The organism is Noviherbaspirillum aerium (assembly GCF_008929045.1).
GTDB lineage: Bacteria > Pseudomonadota > Gammaproteobacteria > Burkholderiales > Burkholderiaceae_D > Noviherbaspirillum > Noviherbaspirillum aerium.
On sequence record NZ_VFAH01000013.1, the window covers coordinates 149,955 to 172,389 of the forward strand.

The window sequence follows — 22,435 nt, forward strand, 5'->3', positions numbered from 1 at the left end:
GCCATGAATGACTCGACTCCCTACACCGTTCCGAAGGAACCGGGGCGCTGGCGCGCCCTGACGTTCGCGGCACTGGTGCACCTTGCGCTGCTGGCATTTTTCTGGATCGGCATCCGCTGGCAGAACGAAGTGCCGACGACCATCGAAGCCGAGGTATGGAGTCCGCAACCGCGTGAAGCCGCGCCTCAGCCGGAGCCGGTAAGAACGGAAGAAGCAAAGCCCGAACCGAAACCGGAACCCAAACCTGAACCGCCGCCGGTAGTCAGGGAAGCGCCGAAACCGAAGGTCGAGGAACCGCCGGTCGCCAAGCCCGATATCGCGCTCGAGCAGGAGAAGAAGCGCAAGGCGGAAGAGAAGCGGCGCCAGGAGCAGGAAGAGAAAGAAAAACTCGCGAAAGAAAAGAAGCGCCGCGAGGAGGAAGAGAAGGAAAAGCTCGCCAAGGAAAAGGAACGCCGCGAAGCTGAAGAGAAACTGGTGAAGGAAAAGAAACGCCAGGAAGAGGAGAAACTTGCCAAGTTGAAACAGCAAGAAGACGCGAAGAAGCTCGAGAAGGAAAAAGCCGACAAGGCGAAGAAGGAAGCCGCCGAGAAGAAGCGCAAGCAGGAAGAAGAAGCCGACGCCAAGCTGGCGGCCAAGATGCGCGATGAAGACATGCGGCGCATCACCGGTGCCGGTGGCAGCGGCGATGCGCCGAAGGCCCAGGGCGGACGCGCTGACGGCGCATATAGTCAACGCATAGCAGCAAAAATCCGTTCCAACATTGCATTTATCGTTCCGGAAGGCTTGTCGGGCAACCCCCCGGTAGAATACGAAGTTCGACTGTTGCCTGACGGCTCGATCGCAGGCCTGCGCAAGCTGCGTTCCTCCGGCGTACCCGGATTCGATGAAGCCGTGGCGCGTGCCATCGAGCGATCGCAACCCTATCCGAAAGACAGCTCGGGCAGCGTACCGTCAAGCTTCCTTGGCATTCATAAACCGAAAGATCAGTAAGCGACCATGATAAAAAATCTCTTTTCGCGCACTTTCGTCATATTCACCCTCGGCTTCGCCGCAACGCTGGCACAGGCGCAGCTGCGTGTTGAAACCTCGGGCGTGGGTGCGACGCAGATTCCCGTTGCCATTGCAGGCTTTGCCGATGAAACCATCGCGCCTCAGCAGATCACCGCCATCATCAAGGCGGATCTGGCGCGCAGCGGCTACTTCAAGATCATCGACACCGGCAATACGATGTCGGAAACCGTGCCCGTCAATTACGGCGAATGGAAAGCCAAGGGCGCAGATGCGCTCGTGGTCGGCAGCGTTCAGCGGCTGGCCGACGGCCGCTACGATATCCGCTATCGCTTGCTCGATACCGTCAAGTCATCCAGCCTGTCCGGCTTCGGTCAGGTTGCGGGCCCCGATCGCCTGCGCGTCGCGGGCCACAAGATCGCGGACGACATTTACGAAAAGCTGATCGGCGTGAAAGGCGCCTTCTCGACCCGCATTGCCTATGTGACCAAAGTCGGCAATGAATATCGCCTGGAAGTCGCCGATGCTGACGGAGAAGGCACGCAAGCGGCATTGCGCTCCAATGAACCGATCATCTCGCCCGCCTGGTCGCCAGACGGCACCAAGGTCGCTTACGTTTCCTTCGAAGCGAAGAAGCCCGTGGTTTATGTCCAGGACCTGACGACGCGGCAGCGTACGGTAATTGCGAACCACCGCGGCAGCAACTCCGCTCCGTCCTGGTCGCCTGACGGCTCGAAGCTGGCGCTCGCCCTCTCCCGCAGCGGCTATACCCAAATCTATGTGGTCAATTCCGATGGCAGCAATCTGCGCCAGCTGACCAACTCGAACGGCATCGAGACCGAACCGCAATTCTCGGCCGACGGAAAGACCATTTATTTCACCAGCGATCGCAGCGGAGGTCCGCAGATCTACCGCATGAGCGCGAACGGCGGCGAAGCGCAGCGCGTGACCTTCAACGGCAGCTACAACATCAGCCCGCGGGTTGCGCCGGACGGCAAGACGCTTGCCTACATCTCGCGCCGCGAAGGCCGTTTCCAGCTGTATGCGCTCGACCTCGCAAGCGGCCAGGAATTGCGACTTTCGGATACCACTAGCGATGAATCGCCCAGCTTCTCGCCCAATGGCAAGTACATCATGTATGCGACAGGCCGCGGATCGCTGGCGGTCGTGTCGGTGGACGGCCGCGTCCGGCATCGGCTGGTCACCCAGGCAGGCGACATCAGGGAGCCTACCTGGGGTCCGTTCATGAAATAATATAGGTTTAAGGCAACACTCACTCAGGAGAAATTTGAATGCGCAATACCACCACTTTAGCCCTTATCCTCACGAGCGCGCTGGCTCTTACGGCATGCGGCTCCAACGTCAAGCTGGATGACAAGGCCAAAGTTGAAGAACGTACCGGCACAACCGCACCCTCGACTGCCGATGCACGCACCATCGCTCCGCTGACCACCGGCTCGACCGATCCGCTGAACGACCCGAAGGGCATCCTCGCCAAGCGCAGCGTGTATTTCGACTATGACAGCTACACCGTCAAGGACGAGTTCAAGCCGGTCGTCGAAGCACATGCAAAGTATCTGGCTGCCAACAAGGGCCGCAAGATCATCATCCAGGGCAATACCGATGACCGCGGCGGACGCGAGTACAATCTGGCGCTGGGTCAGAAGCGCGCTGAAGCGGTGCGCCGTGCCCTGGGCCTGCTCGGAGTTGCAGACGCGCAGATGGAAGCCGTTTCTCTCGGCAAGGAAAAACCGAAGGCAACAGGCAGCGACGAAGCCGCATGGGCTGAGAACCGCCGCGCCGATCTCGTCTATCAATAATCCATGAACAACTTCATTCGATCCACACTCGCTGCGGCCGCGATGGCCGCCTTCACGCTGACGCCCATGCAGGCCACTGCCGCGCTGTTCGAGGATGAAGAAGCCCGCCGGGCCATTCTCGACATCCGCAGCCGCCTGGCGAACATGCAGAGTGAAATCAATGCCAAGGCTGACAAGACCAACAATCTCGATCTGAACAATCAGAACGAGCAGCTCAAGCAGGAGATATCGCGCTTGCGCGGACAGATCGAGATATTGACCAATGAACTGGCCAATGCCCAAAAACGGCAGAAGGACTTCTACGTCGATCTCGACAACCGCATCCGCAAGCTTGAACCGCAGCAGGTGACGGTCGATGGGAAGGAAGTCACGGTTGAACAGGGGGAGCAGCGCGCATACGATGCTGCCCTTGCCTTCTTCAAATCGGGCGACTACCGGAATGCGGGCGCATCGTTCTTCGAATTCACGCGGCGCTACCCGCAATCCGCACTCGCCCCCTCGGCGCAGTACTGGCTCGGCAACACCTATTACGCGCAGCGCGACTATCGCAATGCGATTACCGCGCAGCAGGTCGTGGTCAAGAATTATCCAGACAGTCCCAAGGCCGCAGATGCCTTGCTAAATATCGCAAGCTGCCACCTCGAGCTCAAGGATCGTGCCGCGGCAAAGAAGAGCCTGGAAACACTGGTTGCCCAGTATCCTGATTCACCCTCGGCGCAAACTGCCCGCGAAAGGCTTGCTGCGCTCAAGTGATTCAAGTCAATGTATCGCAGTCTGCATGGACCGCGATACGCGTTGGCAAGATGATGGTGATGAGGGCAGGCATGTCAATGAAGAAATGTGAATGCGATTCATTGACAGCCTGCATAACAATTCCTTATAATCTTGGTCTTTCGGGTCGTTAGCTCAGTTGGTAGAGCAGCGGACTTTTAATCCGTTGGTCGCAGGTTCGAGTCCCGCACGGCCTACCAGAATACGAAGGGTCTAAGTGAAAACTTAGACCCTTTTCTGTTTTCAATGCCACTTTCCAAAATGAGCGACGCCATGCGGCATTGCCGCTTTTGCACTCAGGCTTCTCGGGTCTCCTCTTCTGCTCTTTTCCTCGTTCAGCCAGCCCTCTCCTGAGTGAACCCTATACAACATAGAACGAATTGCAGGTGAATGACGGTCGCCTCGGGCTGCCTTGGACGCTCGGAGGGGGCTGCTCATCGATTGTGCGGCCCGCCACCCGGCACTCCTTCTGCCCTGCGTACCCGCGGCCAACCGATTCGTTCATACACTCACCCGCGATCCGTTGTAGGCATCTGAACTTTCGCCAATGCGCTTGACCTTACCATCATGGGAAGTCCTATAGTGAGGACTCCAGTTAACCAAAGGAGTCATCATCATGTACGAATTGCAAGTCGAAGGAATGAGCTGCAATCATTGCATCAATGCTGTTACCAAGGCAGTGCAGGAAGTTGACGCCGGCGCCAAGGTCGAAATCGTGCTCGCCGAACAGAAAGTTTCCATTGCGTCGGGCGCGGACCTTCAAAGAATCAAGTCCGCCGTAGAGGAAGCCGGCTATCCGGTGCTCAGGACAAGCACCTCATGAGGCCTCGGTCGGCTGCGTCATTCGCGCCAAGGCTTGATTGACATGCAGATAGCGCAGCCGCACGCCCAATTCTTCCTTGATGCGGTTGTTTCTCAACCGGCGCGACTCGGACATGAATGACAGCAGCATCGGAGAAACTGCCTGGGCGAGCTCATCGCGCGGCAGGCGCGGCGCACGCGACAGGCCGAATGCATCCGCCACGGCATCGAAGTACTGCCCCATCTTGAGCTCCGAATCATCGACCGCATGATAGATGCGGCAGGCCTTGGCGCGAAACAGGGCCAGGGCTGCAATGCGTGCGAGGTCGTCCGCATGAATGTGATTGGTGTAGACATCATCCTCGTCCCGCAATGCCGGCGTCCCCTTGTTCAGGCGTTCGACCGGCAGACGGTCCCGCGCATAGATTCCCGGCACACGCAGAATCGAAAGACGGGATCCCGACCGTCGCGCCCAGCGGCGCAATACCTGCTCCGCATCGACACGCCGCGCAGCTCTCGCATTGCGAGGATTGACCGGCCGCGTCTCATCGACCCAGGCGCCGCCGCAATCGCCGTACACACCGGTTGTGCTGATATAAACGAGCGTGCCGCCGTGGGGTAAAATGGCGGTCAGATTGCGGGTGCGCCGGTCCCTCGGCCCTTCCGATGGCGGCGGCGCCAGGTGCACCACGTACGGCGCCAGCCCTGCAAGGCGTGCGATGGCGGCAGGCTGATCAAGATTCGCCACAATGGGAACGGCGCCGGCATCGCGCAATTCCGCGCAGCGCGAAGACTGGCTGGTCACCGCGAACACGCGGAATTGACGGCGTACCAGGGGCAGCAGACGCATGCCGACGTCGCCGCAGCCAAGAATCAGCAAACGCGGGCGGCGCAGTTTGCGTGCGGATTTTATTTCATTGTTTTTCATCATCAGGATTGTATGACTTTCGATGTAACAGTACAGCCGAGCGGTCGGCAGTTCACTTGCGAGGAAGGCGAAACCGTCCTCACGGCAGCGATCCGGGCTGGCATTGGTCTGCCGTACGGCTGCAAGAACGGCGCTTGCGGCAGTTGCAAGGGCAAGCTGCTCGGCGGCTCCGTCACGCATCGCGCCCACCAGGAGAAGGCACTGTCGGTCGCCGAGGAGGAAAAGGGTTTTGCCCTCTTCTGCTGTGCGACTCCGCATTCCGACATTGTGATCGAAGCGCGCGAAGTCGCCGGCATCGGCGAGATTCCCATCAAGAAGCTGCCTACCCGCGTCGCCAAGATCGACAAGGTGACCGATGATGTCGCCATCATTTCCCTGCAGTTGCCGGCGAACGAACGCCTGCAATACAAGGCCGGCCAGTACATCGAATTCATGTTGAAGGATGGCAAGCGGCGCAGCTACAGCATGGCGAACGCGCCGCATCTCGACGAGCACCTGACACTGCATATCCGCCACATGCGCGGCGGCGTCTTCACCGATCATGTGTTCAACACCATGAAGGAGCGCGACATCCTGCGCTTCGAAGGGCCGCTCGGCACATTCTTCCTGCGCGAGGATTCCGAAAAGCCGATGGTGCTGCTGGCGTCGGGTACCGGTTTCGCGCCGATCAAGGCCATCGTCGAACAGGCCATTCATAACAGGACCAAGCGCCCGATGATCCTGTATTGGGGCGGACGCCGTCCGGGGGATCTTTACATGCAGTCGCTTTGCGAGGAATGGGCGAGGACCTTGCCCAACTTCAAGTATGTGCCGGTTATTTCCAATGCAGAGCCGGAAGACAACTGGACCGGTCGTACCGGCTTCGTCCACCAGGCTGTCATGCAGGATCTGCCCGACCTGTCCGGTTACCAGATCTATGCCTGCGGCGCCCCGGTCATGGTGGATTCGGCCAAGCGGGATTTCGTGGCGCAATGCAAGCTGCCGGAAGAAGAATTCTACGCAGATGCGTTCACATCGGAAGCCGATGGCGCGGATGCGGTTTTGACCCCGAAATAGTTTTTGACGCACCCGGCAAAACGCCTTAACATTGACTTTATGAATATGACTGCCAATTTCTTGCGACGCCGTCCCCTGCTTCCCCAGCCAGGGAAACCGTGCGCGTAAGTGTTTGCTGCTCACTAAGCCACAGGTCCACCCTGTGGCTTTTTTTTTGAGCCCGTAGCCGTTTCTTGTTCGCCTTTCTCTTTTATTGCATTACAGCCATTTTTCCTCAGGAGCTATCGAGATGGAATTCAGCCAGTACGACGTCAACGCACTCATGCAGATCACCAATCGGCCATCCATTGTTTTTACAGAAGGCCGCGGCATGTGGCTGACGGACAATAACGGCAAGCGCTATCTCGACTATCTGCAGGGTTGGGCCGTCAACTGCCTCGGTCACTCGCCGCAATGCATCGTCGAAGCGATCAACGCCCAGGCCGGCAAGCTGCTCAATCCCTCACCCGCCTTCTACAACGAACCCTCCATCGTGCTGGCCTCGCTGCTGACAAAACATTCCGCCTTCGACCGCGTCTTCTTCGCCAACAGCGGCGCCGAAGCCAATGAAGGCGCGATCAAGCTGGCGCGCAAGTGGGGCAAGGTCAACAAGAATGCCGCCGGTGAGAACCGCTACGAAATCATCACCTTCAACCATGGCTTTCACGGCCGCACCCTGGCCACCATGTCGGCCAGCGGCAAGACGGGCTGGGACACCATGTTCGCGCCGCAGGTGCCGGGCTTTCCGAAAGCCGAGCTGAACGACATCGCCAGTGTCGAGCAGCTGATCACCGACAAGACGGTTGCCGTGATGCTTGAGCCGGTGCAAGGCGAAAGCGGCGTGATTCCCGCGACGCGTGAATTCATGCAGGCATTGCGCGCACTGACCAAGCAGCGCAATCTGCTGCTGATCGTCGATGAGGTACAGGCGGGCATGGGCCGCACGGGTGAATTGTTTGCATACCAGTTGTCAAACATCGAGCCGGACATCATGACCTTGGGCAAAGGCATCGGCGGAGGCGTTCCGCTGGCTGCCCTGCTTGCGCGCGAGGATGTCGCCGTATTTGAACCCGGCGAGCAAGGCGGCACCTACAACGGCAATCCGGTCATGACTGCGGTGGGCATCGCCGTGCTGAATGAATTGCTCAAGCCCGGTTTCCTGCAATCGGTCAAGGACAAGGGCGCTTACATGCGCGCCGAATTGCTCAAGCTGTGCGAGAAGCATGGCCTGGAGGGTGAGCGTGGCGAAGGTCTGCTGCGCGCGCTGAAACTGGGCAAGGACATCGGGCCGAAAATCGTGGAAACCGCACGCGACATGGAACCGGTTGGCCTGCTGCTGAACTCGCCGCGCCCCGACCTGCTGCGCTTCATGCCATCCCTGAATGTCAGCAAGGAAGAAATCGATCAGATGATTTCCATGCTGTCCGATATTCTGACCAAGCTCGGTCATTGATCATTGACGTAGACCCGACGTATCGGTGACAGGCAAAGGATAGTGCCGCTCATGCCGCCTCTCTAAATGATGCGGCGGCATGCATCGCCTTACATTGAGAGGCGGCAGTAAAAGAAAAAGGCAGTTGCTTCCGCAACTGCCTTTTGCCTTCTTCCTTTGCCTTTTTCTGCGCCCGGCCAGCCTGGTGAGACCGAATAGCCTGAATAGCCTGAGCGGCTATGCTATTGCCATGGCGGCCTGACAGCGTTATTTCTTCCGCATCGGCGGCAGGTCGGTACAGACGCCTTCGAACACTTCCGCCGCCATGCCGATCGACTCTCCAAGGGTCGGATGCGGATGGATGGTCTTGCCGATATCAACCGCGTCAGCGCCCATTTCAATCGCCAGCGCGATCTCGCCGATCATGTCGCCCGCATGCGTGCCGACGATGCCGCCGCCGACGATGCGATGCGTTTCCGCATCGAACAGCAGCTTGGTGAAGCCCTCCTCGCGCCCATTGGCCACCGCGCGGCCGCTTGCGGCCCATGGGAACAAGCCCTTCTCCAGCTTGATGCCCTTGGCCTTGGCTTCATCTTCAGTAATGCCGACCCAGGCCACTTCCGGATCGGTGTAAGCCACGGACGGAATCACCCTTGCATCGAAATGCGACTTCTGGCCGGCGGCCGCTTCTGCCGCCACATGGGCTTCATGCACGGCCTTGTGCGCCAGCATGGGCTGGCCGACGATGTCGCCGATGGCGAAGATATGCGGCACGTTGGTGCGCATCTGCGAATCCACATTGATGAAGCCGCGATCGGTGACTGCCACGCCGGCCTTGTCTGCGGCGATCTTCTTGCCGTTCGGGCTGCGGCCCACCGCCATCAGCACCATGTCGTACATCTGCGGCTCCGGTGCGGCGACCGCAGGGTCTGCGCTTTCGAAAGTGACCTTGATGCCTTCGGCGAGCGCTTCCACGCCGACCGTCTTGGTCTTGGTCATGATGCGGTCGAAGCGCTTCTCGTTGAACTTCTGCCAGACTTTGACCATGTCGCGGTCCGCGCCCTGCATCAAGCCGTCCATCATCTCGACCACGTCGATACGTGCTCCGAGTGTTGAATAGACGGTCGCCATTTCCAGGCCGATGATGCCGCCGCCGATCACCAGCATGCGCTTCGGCACCTGGCGCAGTTCCAGCGCGCCGGTGGAATCGACGATGCGCGGGTCCTGCGGCACGAAAGGCAGATTCACAACGGACGAGCCGGCGGCGATGATGGCCTGCTTGAACTGCACCGTCTTCTTGCTGCCGTCAGCCGCGGCCACTTCGAGATGGTTGGCGCCGACAAACTGGCCCACGCCCTGCACCACATTGACCTTGCGTGCCTTGGCCATGCCGGCCAGGCCGCCTGTCATCTTCTTGATGACCTTGTCCTTGTATTCACGCAGCTTGTCGATGTCAATCTCGGGCTTGGCGAAGGTGACGCCGTGCGCCGCCATCGCGGCGGTTTCATCAATGACGGCGGCCACATGCAGCAATGCCTTTGATGGTATGCAGCCTACATTGAGGCAGACGCCGCCAAGCGTGGCGAATCGCTCGACCAGCACGGTGTTCATGCCAAGATCGGCAGCGCGGAAAGCAGCTGAATAGCCGCCCGGACCGGCACCGAGCACCAGCATGTCGCACTGGATGTCGGCGGCACCGGTGAATGCCGCAGCGACCGGTGCGGGCGAGGATGCCGCTGCAGTGCCGGAGGCGGAAGAGGCGGAGGCTGCCGAAGCCGCCGGCGTGGATGTGCCATAACCGGCCGATGCATGCGCCGCGGCCTGGCCCGAGGCCGGGGCCGACGCAGCAGCTTGGCTCGATGCCTGGGCAGACGCAGCACCGGCTTCCGCCTCAAGCATGAGAAGCAGCGATCCTTCCGACACCTTGTCGCCCACCTTGACCTTGAGTTCCTTGATCACGCCGGCATGGCTGGATGGAATCTCCATGCTGGCCTTGTCGGACTCGACCGTGATCAACGACTGGTCTACCTTGATGGTGTCGCCGGCCTTGACCAGCAGTTCGATGACTTCCACTTCCTTGAAGTCGCCGATATCGGGGACCTTTACTTCGATCATGCTCATAGCTTTAGCTCCGTTGTCACGCTTCCCGGCCGGACGGCACCCGGAAGGGCATCATTTTTTAGTCTCTCATCGGGACGCTGTAAATCCGGAACGGCCCCGATGTGCTCTTGTCGAACTCTGCTCCCGCGTGCACGCCGATCTCGGCGATTTCCCGCGCGCTGGTTGCCTTGTCATACACCGCATACATCGCGCCGAGCGCGAAGTTGCGGCCACTGCCTATGCCCCAGAAACGATCGAAGCTGAACACTTCCCGGTAGGAGTACACGCCGAAGATCCCGTGGGGATTCGCGATCAGCGCGGTGATCTGCGAAGACTCGTAGGGATCGTCCTCATCCTCCTTGGTATTCAGGAAGTACTTCTCCTTCAAGATTTCATGGACGCGGGAAAACGTCTCGAACACTTCCTCGCGGCTGCCAAGCTTGCACTCGTCTTCCATGCCGGTCAGCAGCTTGCGCATGACCGGGAAATGGGCAGCGGTACCGGCCAGCGTGACATAGGAATCGCCGACCGGGAAAATCTTTTCGTTGACTTCATACGCATGCGACAGCCGCGTATCACCGAAGGTAACGAGCGAATCCGATGCGATGGCAATCTGGTTGTTCTTCTTGACGACGACGCAAGTGGTCATTGTGAAACTCCGTAAGCAAGGAATGAAGCGCCAGGTCTTCAGGGAAAGAGAAGGATTCTCTCACTTTCCGCTGCAGTAGGCGCTCACCCTTCACTATTGGATTACAGCAAGGTCTTGCGCATGTCCCCGAGAACTTCCGCCAGATAGGCGGCAAAGCGCGCGCCCATGGCACCATCGATGACGCGGTGGTCGTATGACAGCGACAGCGGCAGCATCAGGCGCGGCGCGAACTGCTTGCCGTCCCATACCGGCTTGATCGCCGACTTGGACAGGCCGAGGATCGCGACTTCCGGCGCATTGATGATCGGTGTGAATGCCGTGCCGCCAATACCGCCAAGCGACGAGATGGTGAAGGTCGCACCCTGCATGTCGGCCGGCTTGAGCTTGCCGTCGCGCGCCTGCGCCGACAGGTCGCCCATTTCCTGCGCAATCTGGGAGATGCTCTTGGTGTCGGCATTCTTGATCACCGGGACCACCAGGCCATTCGGCGTGTCGGCGGCGAATCCGATGTTGTAGAACTTCTTCAGGATCAGGTTTTCGCCCTTCTCGTCGAGCGAGGAATTGAACGCGGGGAATTTCCTCAGCGCCGATACGCTGGCCTTGATCACGAAAGCCAGCATCGTGAGCTTGACGCCGGACTTGGCCATCGCCGCATTGGAATCCTTGCGGAATTCCTCGAGGTCGGTCACATCGGCTTCGTCGAACTGGGTGACATGCGGAATCATGACCCAGTTGCGGTGCAGGTTCGGGCCGCTGATCTTCTTGATGCGGGAAAGCGGTAGCAGTTCGGTGGCGCCGAACTTGGAGAAGTCCAGGGACGGCCATGGTAGCAAATCCAGTCCCACGCCGCTGCCAGCCTTGGCGGCAGACGCAGACGGTGCGGCGGCGGCGCCCGACATGACCGACTTGACGAAATTCTGGATATCTTCGTGCAGGATGCGGCCCTTGGGTCCGCTGCCCGCCACGCGGCCGAGGTCCACGCCGAGTTCGCGGGCGAACTTGCGTACCGACGGCGACGCGTGCGCCTTGGCGCCGTTGGCAGGTGCCGGATCGAGAGCAGCGGTGGGCAGTGTCCTGGCTTCCGGAGCGGGAGCAGGCGTGGAAGCCGCAGCTGTAGCCGCAGCCGGTGCGGGCGCGCTTGCCTGGGCCGCTTGTGCAGGGGCTGCCGCCGCTGCGCCGCCTTCGGCAGCCAGCGTCAGGATCAGGGAACCCTTGGACACCTTGTCGCCGACCTTGACCTTCATTTCCTTGACCACGCCCGCGTGGCTGGACGGAATCTCCATGCTGGCCTTGTCCGATTCGACCGTCAGCAGCGACTGATCAACCTTCACCGTATCGCCCGGCTTGACCATCAGTTCGATGACTTCAACGTCCTTGAAGTCGCCGATGTCCGGCACTTCCACGTTGACCGTCGACGAGCCGCCGGAAGCGGAAGCCGGAGCCGGAGTAGCGGCAGCAGCGGCCGCTGGTGCCGCCGCTGCGGAAGCTGCCGGGGCCGGCGCTGCGGCCGCAGGTGCAGGCGCGGCGGACGCTGCGCCCTCCTCCAGGACCAGCAGCACGCTGCCTTCGGATACCTTGTCGCCCACCTTGACGCTGATTTCCTTGATGACGCCGGCATGGCTGGAGGGAATCTCCATGCTCGCCTTGTCGGATTCCACCGTGATCAGCGACTGCTCCACCTTCACGGTGTCGCCGACCTTGACCAGCAGTTCGATGACTTCGACTTCCTTGAAATCGCCGATATCCGGGACTTTGACCGTTGTACTCATTGTGTTAGCTCCGTTCTCACCCTCTGCTTCAGCAAGCAGGGCCGAGGCGGACGAAGTTCAGCATCCATTGCCGACTCTCATCTCGCCCCAACCCTCCCTTGCAAGGGAGGGAGTTGTTAGTCTTGTTAATTGAGAGTTACAGCGTGACAGGATTCGGCTTGTTCGGATCGATGCCGTATTTCGCGATCGCTTCCGCCACCACTGCCGGCGTGATCGCGCCGTCTTCTGCCAGCGCCTTCAATGCAGCCACGGTGACATAGTAACGGTTGACTTCAAAGAACTCGCGCAGTTTCGCGCGGCTGTCGGAGCGGCCGAAGCCGTCCGTGCCCAGCACCTTGTAATTGCGGCCCTTCGGCATGTGCGGACGGATCTGCTCGGCGAAAGCGCGCATGTAGTCGGTCGATGCGACGATCGGGCCGGTGCTGCCCTGCAGCAGCTTCGCCACATGCGACTGGCGCGGCGCTTCTGTCGGGTGCAGCAGATTCCAGCGCTCGACATCCTGGCCATCACGGGCCAGCAATGTGAACGACGGCGCGGACCAGATATCGGAGTCGATGCCCCAGTCGTTCTTCAGCAGGTCGGCCGCGGCGATGACTTCGCGCAGGATGGTGCCGGAGCCCATCAGCTGCACGCGCTGCTTGCCGCCGGTGCCGCCCTGCTGCAGCAGGTACATGCCCTTGAGCAGGTCCTGTTCCGTGCCAGGCTTGAGGCCGGGATGGCTATAGTTCTCGTTCATCAAGGTGATGTAATAGAACACGTCTTCCTGGTTTTCCACCATGCGCTTCAAGCCGTCATGGATGATGACCGCCACTTCATGGGCGAAGGTCGGATCGTAGGGAATGCAGTTCGGGATGGTCGATGCCAGGATGTGGCTGTGGCCGTCCTCGTGCTGCAAGCCTTCGCCGTTGAGCGTCGTGCGTCCCGCGGTGCCGCCGAGCAGGAAGCCGCGGGCGCGCATGTCGCCGGCCGCCCAGGCCAGGTCGCCGACGCGCTGCAGGCCGAACATCGAGTAGAAGATGTAGAACGGAATCATCACCCGGTTGTTGGTCGAGTACGAAGTCGCGGCGGCGATCCAGGAACTCATCGCACCGGCTTCATTGATGCCTTCCTGCAGGATCTGGCCGGCCTTGTCCTCGCGGTAGTACATCACCTGGTCCTTGTCGACCGGCTCGTACAGCTGACCTTGCTGGTTGAAGATGCCGATCTGGCGGAACAGGCCTTCCATGCCGAAGGTACGGGCCTCGTCAACCAGGATCGGCACGACGCGCTTGCCGAGGTTGGCGTCGCGCAGCAGCGTGGTGATGATGCGGACGTAAGCCTGGGTCGTCGAAATCTCGCGGCCTTCGGCAGTCGGTTCCAGCACTGCCTGGAATGCCGACAGATCGGGCACAGGCAAGGTCTCGTCGGCCTGCTTGCGGCGCTGCGGCAGATAACCGCCGAGTGCCTTGCGGCGCTCATGCAGGTATTTCATTTCCGGCGCATCGTCGGACGGCTTGAAGAACGGCACTTCGGCCAGCTTGTCGTCAGGAATCGGAATGTTGAAGCGGTCGCGCATTTCGCGCACGGCCTGGTCATCGAGCTTCTTGGTCTGGTGCGCGGTGTTGCGCGCTTCGCCCGACTTGCCCATGCCGAAGCCCTTGATGGTCTTGACCAGCAGCACGGTCGGCTGGCCCTTGTGCTCCTGCGCCTGCTTGAACGCGGCGTAGATCTTGTGCGGGTCGTGGCCGCCGCGGTTGAGGCGCCAGATGTCGTCGTCGGACATCTTGCTGACCATTTCCAGCAGCTTGGGATGCTTGCCGAAGAAGTGCTTGCGCACATAAGCGCCGTCCTTGGCCTTGTAATTCTGGTATTCGCCGTCGACGGTTTCCATCATCACGCGCTGCAGGATGCCATCCTTGTCGCGCGACAGGAGTTCATCCCAGTAGCCGCCCCAGATGACCTTGATGACGTTCCAGCCGGCGCCGCGGAAGTCGGCTTCCAGTTCCTGGATGATCTTGCCGTTGCCGCGCACCGGACCGTCGAGACGCTGCAGGTTGCAGTTGACGACGATCACCAGGTTGTCGAGGTGCTCCCGTCCGGCCACGCCGATCGCACCCATCGATTCCGGCTCGTCCATTTCGCCGTCGCCGCAGAAGGCCCAGACCTTGCGGTTGTCGGTCTTGGCGATGTCGCGCGCATGCAGGTACTTGAGGAAGCGCGCCTGGTAGATCGCCATCAGCGGGCCGAGGCCCATCGACACGGTCGGGAACTGCCAGTAGTCGGGCATCAGCTTCGGATGCGGATAGGAGGAAAGGCCCTTGCCGTCGACTTCGCGGCGGAAGTTGAGCAACTGGTCCTCGGTCAGGCGTCCTTCGAGGAAGGAACGCGCGTAAATGCCGGGAGAGGAATGGCCCTGGATATACAGCAGGTCGCCGCCGTGGTCCTCGGTCGGTGCATGCCAGAAATGGTTGAAGCCGATGCCGAGCATGTTGGCCAGCGACGCGAAGCTGGAGATGTGGCCGCCGAGATCGCCGTCGGCGCGGTTGGTCTTGACCACCATCGCCATCGCGTTCCAGCGCATCCAGGAGCGCAGGCGCTCTTCATATTCGAGGTTTCCGGGACAGTGTTCGCCGAGATGGGCGGGGATGGTGTTGACATAGGCGGTATTGCTGGAGAACGGGATATGGGCGCCGCGGCGGCGGGCCAGGTCGACCATGCGCTCCATCAGGTAATGCGCGCGCTCCGGGCCTTCGGTTTCGATGACGGCTTCGAGTGCATCAAGCCACTCCTGCGTTTCCATTACATCGGGGTCGTTGGCGGCTTGCGCCAGTACTTGATCGAGCTGGGCGGACATGTGGTGTCTCCTGGGTTGTGGGGCTATCCAACCGGGATGCGGTCGGGATTTTTTGACAAGAAAATGCCTGAATGGTGCGCGGTGAAAAGATTCTAACAGCAGTTTTTCAACTTTTCAAATTGCGATATCACTTTTCATAATGCGAAATTCTATGCGGCATCGCAGCAATCACGGCTCGCCGCTGTCGATCCCTGCCTCCGTTGGAGCGCCGACGAACGCTGGGGTTGAGCCGCCCCGACTTATAATTCCGTTTTAATCGCTTCTTTCCCTACTTTCCACTTTCATCATGACCGCACAGCTCATCAATGGCACCCTGCTCTCCCAACAACTTCGCACCGATGTCGCCAGGCGCGCCGCCGCGCTGACCGCCAAGGGCAAGCAACCCGGCCTGGCGGTCGTCTTGGTCGGCGACAATCCCGCATCGCAGGTCTACGTGCGCAACAAGGTGAAGGCCTGCGAAGACAACGGCATTTATTCCGTCATGGAAAAATACGATGCCGACATGAGCGAAGAAGCGCTGCTGGCGCGCATCGACGCACTCAATAAGGATCCCAAAATTAACGGCATCCTGGTGCAACTTCCCTTGCCGCAGCACATCAATGCCCATAAGGTGATCGAGGCAATCGCGCCGGAGAAGGATGTCGACGGTTTCCATATCAGCAATGCAGGCCTGCTGATGACCGGACAGCCGCTGTTCCGTCCCTGCACCCCATACGGCGTGATGAAGATGCTGGAATCCATCGATTACCCCGTGCGTGGCGCCCATGCCGTCGTGGTCGGTGCCTCGAACATCGTTGGCAAACCGCAAGCCATGCTGCTCTTGCAGGCTGGCGCGACTGTCACCATCTGCAATTCCAAGACCCGGGATCTCGGCCTGCACACCCGTGCCGCCGATATTCTCGTGGTCGCCACAGGCAAGCGTAATATCGTCACGGCCGACATGATCAAGCCGGGCGCGGTCGTGATCGACGTCGGCATGAACCGCGACGACGCCGGAAAGCTGTGCGGCGATGTCGATTTCGGCAACGCCAAGGAAGTCGCCGGCTACATCACCCCGGTCCCGGGCGGCGTCGGCCCGATGACGATTACGATGCTGCTCGTTAACACCATTGAAGCCGCAGAAAGAACCTGAACCCCTATGAATAGCGCAACCAATCCTCTCCTCGACTTCTCCGATCTGCCGCGTTTTGACGCCGTCAGGCCCGAACATGTCACGCCTGCCATCACCGCGCTGCTCGATGAAGGCCGCGCCGTCGTGGCGAAGCTGGAAGCACCCGCGGACAGCGCGAGCTGGGAAAGCTTCGTCGAACCGCTGGAAAACGTGACGGAAAGACTTGGAAGGGCTTGGGGCATCGTCGGCCATCTGAACTCGGTGATGGACACGCCGGAGCTGCGCGCCGCCTATAACGAGAACCTGCCGAAGATCACCGAGTTCTGGACCGGCCTCGGCCAGAATCTCGCCTTGTTCAAGAAATACAAGGCGCTCAAGGAGAGCGCAGACTATGCCGCCCTGACGCCGGCACGCAAGAAGATCATCGAAAACGCCTTGCGCGACTTCCGCCTGGGCGGCGCCGAACTGCCCGACGACAAGAAAGCGCGCTTCGCGGAAATCCAGGAGAAGCAGGCGGCGCTGTCGACCAAGTTCTCCGAGAACGTACTCGATGCGACCAATGATTACGCGCTCTTCGTCGACAACGAGACCGACCTCGCCGGCCTGCCCGACGATGCGAAGCAGGCCGCGCGTGCCGCGGCCGAGCGCGACGGCAAGAGCGGCTACAAGTTCACGCTGCATTTCCCTTCCTACTTTCCGATCCTGCAATACGCCGACAAGCGTGAATTGCGTGAAACCATCTATCGCGCGAACGTGACCAAGGCTTCCGAACTAGGTGCCAAGGCGGAATGGGACAACACTAGCAACATCGCGGAAATTCTCAGGCTGCGGGATGAGGAAGCCAAGCTGCTGGGCTTCAATAACTTCGCCGAAGTGTCACTGGTGCCGAAGATGGCGGAAACGCCGCAGCAGGTCATCGGTTTCCTGGAAGACCTGGCCAAGCGCGCCCGTCCCTTCGCGGAAAACGATCTTGCCGAGCTGCGCGCCTTCGCAAAGCAGGAACTGGGCATTGATGAGCTGCAGGCCTGGGACGTGACCTATGCATCCGAAAAGCTGCGCGAGCAGCGCTATGCATTTTCGGAGCAGGAGGTGAAGCAGTACTTCCAGGAGCCCAAGGTGATCGAGGGCCTGTTCCGGGTGATCCAGAGCCTGTTCTCCGTCGAGGTCAAGCCCGATACGGCGGCCACCTGGCACAAGGACGTGAAGTTCTTCCGCATCGAGAAGGACGGCCAGCTGATCGGCCAGTTCTATGTAGACCTGTATGCGCGCCAGGGCAAGCGCGGCGGCGCATGGATGGATGATGCGCGCGGCCGCCGCCTGGTGCGTTCTTCGGTGCAGACGCCGGTCGCTTACCTGACCTGCAACTTCACCGAACCCGGCATCGTCGACGGCAAGCCGCGTCCGGCGCTGTTCACGCATGACGAAGTCATCACCCTGTTCCATGAATTCGGTCATGGCCTGCATCACATGCTGACCCAGGTCGATGAACTGGGCGTATCCGGCATTTCCGGGGTCGAATGGGATGCGGTCGAACTGCCCTCGCAGTTCATGGAGAACTTCTGCTGGGAGTGGGATGTGCTGCAGCACATGACCGCGCACGTGGAAACCGGCGAGCACCTGCCGCGCGTCCTGTTCGACAAGATGATCGCCGCCAAGAACTTCCAGTCGGGATTGCAGACGCTGCGCCAGGTGGAATTCGCGCTGTTCGACATGCATCTGCACTTCGATCACGATCCTGATGGAAGCCGGACCGCGCAGGACGTGCTCAATGATGTGCGGGGCAGGTTCGCGGTGATGATCCCGCCGCCCTTCAACCGTTTCCAGAATTCCTTCAGCCACATCTTTGCCGGCGGCTATGCGGCAGGCTACTATAGCTACAAGTGGGCGGAAGTGCTGTCGGCGGATGCCTACAGCGCCTTCGAGGAAGCCGGTGCCGTTGGCGGGAACATCCTTTCGGCCGATACCGGCCGCAAGTTTCTGGAGGAAATCCTGTCGATGGGCGGAGCGCGCTCCGCGCTGGAATCCTTCAAGGCCTTCCGCGGAAGGGAACCGAGCATTGATGCGTTGTTAAGACACAACGGCATGACGGCATAAAAAGTATCAAGGGAGTGAAATGAAACGCTTGCTGCAATCCTGTTCAGTGCTCATGCTGCTGTGCGCTGCGACAGCACATGCACAGTTGTACAAATGGGTGGGGCCCGACGGCAAAGTCACTTACAGCGATGTCCCGCCTCCAAAGACAGCCGCCAAGGTGGAAACCAGGGCGCTGTCAGCCGGAGGATCGGTTTTTGGCGATCTGCCTTACGAACTGGCCGAAGTCACGCGCAGCCATCCGGTGACGCTGTACACCACGCGCAACTGCGCGGCCTGCGATGACGGCCGGAAGCTGCTGTCGGAGCGCGGCATCCCGTTCCAGGAAAAGACCGTCACCAGCAACGAAGACATTGCCCGGTTCAAGCAGGCGGGAGGCGACGGCAACCTGCCCATGCTGACCATCGGGCGCGAAAAGGAAAACGGGTTCGAAGCCGGCGCGTGGAACGGCGCGCTGACCTCGGCGGGCTATCCTGAAACCAGCAGGCTTCCCAGGAACTACCGCAATCCCGCGGCGGTGGCTGCGGCGCCGGCGCCGCAGGCTGTTGCCGCTGAAAAGAACCGCACCCAGGAGCAGCCGGCAGCCAAGCCGTCGGCGGCGACGGAACTTCCTCCGGCCATCGGCAATGCGCCGCCCGGCTTCCGCTTCTGACACCATGACACGCATCGATTTTCACAGCAACGTGCCGGATAAACTGCTCTATGCATGCCGACTCGTCAGAAAGGCGCGTGCTGCGCAATGCCGCATCGTGCTGCGCGTGGAAGACAGCCACAGCCTGAGCTTGCTGGATGAAGCCCTGTGGACTTTTTCCGGACTCGATTTCCTGCCGCATGTGTCGGCCGGCGATCCGCTTGCCGCGGCCACGCCGATCATCCTGACCGACAACGATGATGCGGAGCTGCCGCATCATCATGTCCTGATCAATCTTTCTTCCTCCACGCCGACGCATTTCGCCCGTTTCGAACGCATGTTTGAAATCGTCGCCGGCGATGACGCGGACAAAACGGCGGGACGTGAACGCTACCGTTTTTACCAGCAGCGCGGATATCCCCTAACCCATTTCGTTGCGGAGCCGGCATGAGCAACAACACTCTCGATGCCGGCATCCCGGTCCTGACGGAAATCATTCCGGCGCCGGCTATCGGCGATGCCGACGACACCGGTGACGGCGATGCACCCGCGGACACGGCTGTCGCCGCAGGCGTAGCCGCACCATCCGCTGAGGCCGGCCAGATCGTCCCGCTTGCGGCAAACCTCCCCGCTCCCTTGCAGCTGTCAACGGCAAACTGGAATGAGGCTGAGTGGGAAAGACTGGAACGCCAGGTGCAGGAACGCGTGCTTGGCCAGATTCTCGATCGAGTCGATGTGATGCTCGAACAGCGTGTACGGGACAGTCTTGCAGATGTATTGCAAGTCGCGGTCGAACGCCTTGCCAATGAAATCAGGGAAGGCTTGCATCACTCCATCAAGGATGCGGTAACGCGCGCCGTGACGCAGGAAATTGCCAGTCTGCAGGTTTCGAAAAAATAAAATCTTTTCCTGTCTTACTTTGTTTTTCGAACATCGCACTCAATTTTCCTTCCAAAACCAGAAATTTGGCTGCCCCTCTTGATTACTCACGAAGACGATAACTTTTTACAATGTCGTCATTGGATGTCAATGGACAACGGAGAATCTGCGTCATGAAAGTTATCGTACTTGGCTCGGGCATCATCGGCACCGCTTCCGCCTGGTTTCTCAACAAAGCCGGCCATGAAGTTACCGTCATCGAGCGCCAGCCCGGCGCCGCGCAGGAAACCAGCTTCGCGAATGGCGGCCAGATCTCGGTTTCCCATGCCGAACCCTGGGCCAATCCCTCGGCGCCGCTCAAGATCCTGAAGTGGCTCGGCAAGGAGGATGCGCCCCTTCTCTACCGCTTCCGCCCGGAATGGCTGCAATGGAACTGGGGACTGCATTTTCTCCGTGAATGCACCCCCGCCCGCACTGCGCGGAACATCCGTCAGATCGTCGCCATTTCCGAGTACAGCCGCCAGACTCTTCAAGCCGTGCGCGCCGAGACCGGCCTTGACTATGACCACCTGACGAAGGGCATCCTCCACTTTTATACGGACCGGAAGGAATTCGAAGATTCGCTGCCGGCCGCCAGGCTGATGCGCGACCTCGGCTGCCCGCGCGATTCCATCGGCGCCGATGAAGTCATCCGCATCGAGCCGGCGCTGGCCAGCATCCGCGACAAGATCGTCGGCGGCGACTTCACCGCCACCGATGAATCGGGCGATGTCTACAAGTTCACCACCGGGCTTGCCCGTCGCGCCGAGCAAGCCGGCGTGAACTTCCGCTACAACACCACCATCACGCGCCTGCTGGCCGAAGGCGCGGGAGCTTCGGCCAAGGTGACGGCTGTGGAAGTGATCAATCCCGACGGACGCCATCAGGTGCTGCGCGCCGATGCCTTCGTGATGGCGATGGGCAGCTTCTCCGTTCCCCTGCTGAAGCCGCTTGGTGTCGATTTGATGATCTATCCGGGCAAGGGCTATTCGGCAACCTACCAGGTTACCGACCCCGGGGCTGCACCGACGGTGTCTTTGACCGATGACGGCTACAAGCTGGTTGTGTCCCGATTCGGCGACCGCCTGCGGGTTGCCGGCACCTGCGAGCTGAACGGATACACGCGTGAGCTCAATACAGCCCGCTGCGAGGCAATCACACGCCGTACGCGGGAACTGTTTCCGGGCGCATGCGATTATGAGAATCCGGTGTACTGGACCGGTCTGCGTCCGCTGACGCCGTCCAATATTCCCTACATCGGCAAGTCGAAGATCAGCAACCTGTTTCTCAACACCGGACATGGTACGCTCGGATGGACCATGGGCTGCGGTTCGGGCCGCGCGATAGCGGACATCGTCTCCGGGCGCCAGCCTGATGTCGATTTCGCATTCACCGGCATGCCGCAATCTCCGGCCAGCCGCTTCCCTTCCGTCAACCCTGCACGCGCCTGATTGAAACCGGTGATGAAGCAGCTGCGGCTGCTTCATCATGCATCCATCCAGAGCACTGAATCTGAAGCTTCCGATCGCCGGCGCATGCGATCAGGAGAACGCCTTCAAGATAGTCGGTTCATCCAGACTGTTCGGTCAGCATGAACCGGCCATCATCACTTCCCCACCCGCACCTGCACTTCCGCCTGCTTCTCGTCAAACGCGATGCGCGTCGCAAACTTGGCCCGCTTCATCGGAAAGCGCGACTGGAAATGCCTGACGTTTCCCGAGCCGGATATCACCCGCCGTACAAACTGGTAGTACGCGTCCATATCGACCACGTGAACGACCAGAAAGTAATCATAGTCACCCGAAACGAAGTAGCACTGCATCACCTCGGTTTCCTTTGCCATCCGGGCTTCGAAATTCTGCATGTGCTCGTCCGACTGATTGTTGAGCGACACCTCCAGAAAGGCAAGCATGCCGTAACCGAGTGCGAACGGATCGACCAGCGCGACATCGGCGCTGATCACTCCGGCTTCCCGCAGTTCGCGGATGCGGCGAAGGCAAGTTGGCTGGGAAATGTGCACCTTTTCTGCCAGGGTCCGCGTCGGCATCTGATTATCTTTCTGCAGGAGGTTCAGAAGCTTGCGGTCCACCTTGTCGAGCGCGTGAAATTTAGGCATATAAAAATCGTTGAATTTTGCAAAAAACCGCAGAAAAACTCTTTGCGAACCCTTTTTTCTGTTGTACCGTCTGCCTGTTCAGTTTTCTGAATGGAAATAGGCTACTGCCAGGCAACGAAAACATGGCCGCCAACCGGCAAAGGGGACGAGTGCCGGGGCCTTGCGATCCACGTGGCCACACGGCAAGCCAAGAGGTGAGTGTTGCAGTTACCCTGTGTTTTATCAATCCTTAGGAGGATATTTTATGCAGTTCACTACAAAAATGATTCCATTGGCCGGTGCAATCGCCTTTGCTTTCGCAGGCGCAGCTTCGGCACAGGAACAGGTCGTCAAGATCGGCCACGTCGGCCCGATCTCCGGCGCCATCGCACACCTGGGTAAAGACAACGAATACGGCGCCCGCATGGCCATCGATGAACTCA

The 22,435-nt window shown here is 60.1% G+C and carries 19 protein-coding genes, 1 tRNA gene and 1 pseudogene; 15 read left to right on the plus strand and 6 right to left on the minus strand.

What is annotated here, in order from left to right; translation table 11 throughout:
• Positions 1–3 precede the first annotated feature (3 nt).
• From tolA to FH061_RS18685, 6 genes are all read left to right on the plus strand, one after another.
• A complete protein-coding gene (gene tolA / locus FH061_RS18660) occupies positions 4–990 on the plus strand; it encodes a cell envelope integrity protein TolA (protein ID WP_151637342.1) in 987 nt (328 codons plus the stop codon).
• Between the two features lie 6 nt (positions 991–996).
• Entirely contained in the window at positions 997–2,262 is a 1,266-nt protein-coding gene (gene tolB / locus FH061_RS18665; protein WP_151637343.1) for a Tol-Pal system beta propeller repeat protein TolB, read from the plus strand.
• Positions 2,263–2,300: 38 nt separating this feature from the next.
• Positions 2,301–2,828 carry a peptidoglycan-associated lipoprotein Pal gene (gene pal / locus FH061_RS18670; protein WP_151637344.1) on the plus strand — a complete coding sequence of 176 codons (528 nt, stop codon included), beginning with the start codon at positions 2,301–2,303 and terminating at the stop codon, positions 2,826–2,828.
• A gap of 3 nt (positions 2,829–2,831) precedes the next feature.
• Positions 2,832–3,581 (plus strand): tol-pal system protein YbgF, encoded by a 750-nt coding sequence (ybgF, locus tag FH061_RS18675; protein ID WP_151637345.1) that lies wholly within the window; start codon positions 2,832–2,834, stop codon positions 3,579–3,581.
• A gap of 142 nt (positions 3,582–3,723) precedes the next feature.
• Positions 3,724–3,799: transfer RNA gene (locus tag FH061_RS18680), tRNA-Lys, on the plus strand.
• Between the two features lie 416 nt (positions 3,800–4,215).
• Complete coding sequence (locus FH061_RS18685; protein ID WP_151637346.1) at positions 4,216–4,422, plus strand: heavy-metal-associated domain-containing protein; 207 nt, start codon at positions 4,216–4,218, stop codon at positions 4,420–4,422.
• Here the strand turns inward: FH061_RS18685 and FH061_RS18690 are convergent.
• Positions 4,417–5,328: an SDR family oxidoreductase gene (locus FH061_RS18690; protein WP_151637370.1), complete on the minus strand. Its 912-nt coding sequence runs from the start codon at positions 5,326–5,328 to the stop codon at positions 4,417–4,419. The two genes, FH061_RS18685 and FH061_RS18690, sit on opposite strands and share 6 nt — an antisense overlap.
• Positions 5,329–5,340: 12 nt before the next feature.
• Between FH061_RS18690 and FH061_RS18695 the strand changes: the two genes are divergently transcribed.
• Both FH061_RS18695 and FH061_RS18700 read left to right on the plus strand, forming a co-directional pair.
• Positions 5,341–6,384: a CDP-6-deoxy-delta-3,4-glucoseen reductase gene (locus tag FH061_RS18695; protein WP_151637347.1), complete on the plus strand. Its 1,044-nt coding sequence runs from the start codon at positions 5,341–5,343 to the stop codon at positions 6,382–6,384.
• A gap of 229 nt (positions 6,385–6,613) precedes the next feature.
• Positions 6,614–7,816 (plus strand): acetylornithine transaminase, encoded by a 1,203-nt coding sequence (locus tag FH061_RS18700; protein WP_151637348.1) that lies wholly within the window; start codon positions 6,614–6,616, stop codon positions 7,814–7,816.
• Positions 7,817–8,062: 246 nt separating this feature from the next.
• On the opposite strand, the gene lpdA is transcribed toward FH061_RS18700, so the two are convergent.
• The 4 genes from lpdA to aceE form a co-directional block, all read right to left on the minus strand.
• Entirely contained in the window at positions 8,063–9,916 is a 1,854-nt protein-coding gene (lpdA, locus tag FH061_RS18705; RefSeq protein WP_151637349.1) for a dihydrolipoyl dehydrogenase, read from the minus strand.
• Positions 9,917–9,974: 58 nt separating this feature from the next.
• Positions 9,975–10,544: an Ntn hydrolase family protein gene (locus FH061_RS18710; RefSeq protein ID WP_151637350.1), complete on the minus strand. Its 570-nt coding sequence runs from the start codon at positions 10,542–10,544 to the stop codon at positions 9,975–9,977.
• A gap of 101 nt (positions 10,545–10,645) precedes the next feature.
• A complete protein-coding gene (gene aceF / locus FH061_RS18715; protein ID WP_151637351.1) occupies positions 10,646–12,313 on the minus strand; it encodes a dihydrolipoyllysine-residue acetyltransferase in 1,668 nt (555 codons plus the stop codon).
• A 136-nt stretch (positions 12,314–12,449) separates the two neighbouring features.
• Entirely contained in the window at positions 12,450–15,146 is a 2,697-nt protein-coding gene (gene aceE, locus FH061_RS18720; RefSeq protein ID WP_151637352.1) for a pyruvate dehydrogenase (acetyl-transferring), homodimeric type, read from the minus strand.
• Between the two features lie 286 nt (positions 15,147–15,432).
• Here aceE and folD point away from each other — a divergent pair, with 286 nt between their 5' ends.
• The 6 genes from folD (at position 15,433) to FH061_RS18750 (ending at position 21,348) form a co-directional block, all read left to right on the plus strand.
• Positions 15,433–16,278, plus strand: coding sequence for a bifunctional methylenetetrahydrofolate dehydrogenase/methenyltetrahydrofolate cyclohydrolase FolD (gene folD / locus FH061_RS18725; RefSeq protein WP_151637353.1), 846 nt, complete (start codon positions 15,433–15,435; stop codon positions 16,276–16,278).
• Positions 16,279–16,284: 6 nt separating this feature from the next.
• A complete protein-coding gene (locus tag FH061_RS18730) occupies positions 16,285–18,351 on the plus strand; it encodes a M3 family metallopeptidase (RefSeq protein ID WP_151637354.1) in 2,067 nt (688 codons plus the stop codon).
• Positions 18,352–18,370: 19 nt separating this feature from the next.
• Positions 18,371–19,000 carry a glutaredoxin family protein gene (locus FH061_RS18735; protein WP_151637355.1) on the plus strand — a complete coding sequence of 210 codons (630 nt, stop codon included), beginning with the start codon at positions 18,371–18,373 and terminating at the stop codon, positions 18,998–19,000.
• A gap of 4 nt (positions 19,001–19,004) precedes the next feature.
• The gene (locus FH061_RS18740; protein ID WP_151637356.1) at positions 19,005–19,430 is read left to right on the plus strand and encodes a DNA polymerase III subunit chi; all 426 of its coding nucleotides are present in this window, start codon (positions 19,005–19,007) and stop codon (positions 19,428–19,430) included.
• Entirely contained in the window at positions 19,427–19,879 is a 453-nt protein-coding gene (locus tag FH061_RS18745) for a hypothetical protein (RefSeq protein WP_151637357.1), read from the plus strand. Before FH061_RS18740 ends, FH061_RS18745 begins: the two co-directional genes overlap by 4 nt.
• Positions 19,880–20,031: 152 nt before the next feature.
• Positions 20,032–21,348 (plus strand): D-amino acid dehydrogenase, encoded by a 1,317-nt coding sequence (locus FH061_RS18750; RefSeq protein ID WP_151637358.1) that lies wholly within the window; start codon positions 20,032–20,034, stop codon positions 21,346–21,348.
• A 155-nt stretch (positions 21,349–21,503) separates the two neighbouring features.
• On the opposite strand, the gene FH061_RS18755 is transcribed toward FH061_RS18750, so the two are convergent.
• Positions 21,504–22,013, minus strand: a complete 510-nt coding sequence (locus tag FH061_RS18755) for an Lrp/AsnC family transcriptional regulator (protein ID WP_151637359.1) — start codon at positions 22,011–22,013, stop codon at positions 21,504–21,506.
• Positions 22,014–22,257: 244 nt separating this feature from the next.
• On the opposite strand from FH061_RS18755, the pseudogene FH061_RS18760 reads away from it, so the two are divergent.
• A pseudogene (locus FH061_RS18760) lies at positions 22,258–22,435 on the plus strand (branched-chain amino acid ABC transporter substrate-binding protein); the annotation flags it as partial.

What these genes read in the sequence shown, in the direction of transcription:
- FH061_RS18695 (WP_151637347.1), top strand. Translation starts at nt 5,341, where the DNA reads ATGACTTTCGATGTAACAGTACAGCCGAGCGGTCGGCAGTTCACTTGC.
- lpdA (WP_151637349.1), bottom strand. Translation starts at nt 9,916, where the DNA reads ATGAGCATGATCGAAGTAAAGGTCCCCGATATCGGCGACTTCAAGGAA.
- aceF (WP_151637351.1), bottom strand. Translation starts at nt 12,313, where the DNA reads ATGAGTACAACGGTCAAAGTCCCGGATATCGGCGATTTCAAGGAAGTC.
- FH061_RS18750 (WP_151637358.1), top strand. Translation starts at nt 20,032, where the DNA reads ATGAAAGTTATCGTACTTGGCTCGGGCATCATCGGCACCGCTTCCGCC.
- FH061_RS18710 (WP_151637350.1), bottom strand. Translation starts at nt 10,544, where the DNA reads ATGACCACTTGCGTCGTCGTCAAGAAGAACAACCAGATTGCCATCGCA.
- FH061_RS18685 (WP_151637346.1), top strand. Translation starts at nt 4,216, where the DNA reads ATGTACGAATTGCAAGTCGAAGGAATGAGCTGCAATCATTGCATCAAT.
- FH061_RS18730 (WP_151637354.1), top strand. Translation starts at nt 16,285, where the DNA reads ATGAATAGCGCAACCAATCCTCTCCTCGACTTCTCCGATCTGCCGCGT.
- pal (WP_151637344.1), top strand. Translation starts at nt 2,301, where the DNA reads ATGCGCAATACCACCACTTTAGCCCTTATCCTCACGAGCGCGCTGGCT.
- aceE (WP_151637352.1), bottom strand. Translation starts at nt 15,146, where the DNA reads ATGTCCGCCCAGCTCGATCAAGTACTGGCGCAAGCCGCCAACGACCCC.
- folD (WP_151637353.1), top strand. Translation starts at nt 15,433, where the DNA reads ATGACCGCACAGCTCATCAATGGCACCCTGCTCTCCCAACAACTTCGC.
- FH061_RS18745 (WP_151637357.1), top strand. Translation starts at nt 19,427, where the DNA reads ATGAGCAACAACACTCTCGATGCCGGCATCCCGGTCCTGACGGAAATC.
- FH061_RS18700 (WP_151637348.1), top strand. Translation starts at nt 6,614, where the DNA reads ATGGAATTCAGCCAGTACGACGTCAACGCACTCATGCAGATCACCAAT.
- FH061_RS18735 (WP_151637355.1), top strand. Translation starts at nt 18,371, where the DNA reads ATGAAACGCTTGCTGCAATCCTGTTCAGTGCTCATGCTGCTGTGCGCT.
- FH061_RS18755 (WP_151637359.1), bottom strand. Translation starts at nt 22,013, where the DNA reads ATGCCTAAATTTCACGCGCTCGACAAGGTGGACCGCAAGCTTCTGAAC.
- FH061_RS18690 (WP_151637370.1), bottom strand. Translation starts at nt 5,328, where the DNA reads ATGAAAAACAATGAAATAAAATCCGCACGCAAACTGCGCCGCCCGCGT.
- FH061_RS18740 (WP_151637356.1), top strand. Translation starts at nt 19,005, where the DNA reads ATGACACGCATCGATTTTCACAGCAACGTGCCGGATAAACTGCTCTAT.
- tolA (WP_151637342.1), top strand. Translation starts at nt 4, where the DNA reads ATGAATGACTCGACTCCCTACACCGTTCCGAAGGAACCGGGGCGCTGG.
- ybgF (WP_151637345.1), top strand. Translation starts at nt 2,832, where the DNA reads ATGAACAACTTCATTCGATCCACACTCGCTGCGGCCGCGATGGCCGCC.
- tolB (WP_151637343.1), top strand. Translation starts at nt 997, where the DNA reads ATGATAAAAAATCTCTTTTCGCGCACTTTCGTCATATTCACCCTCGGC.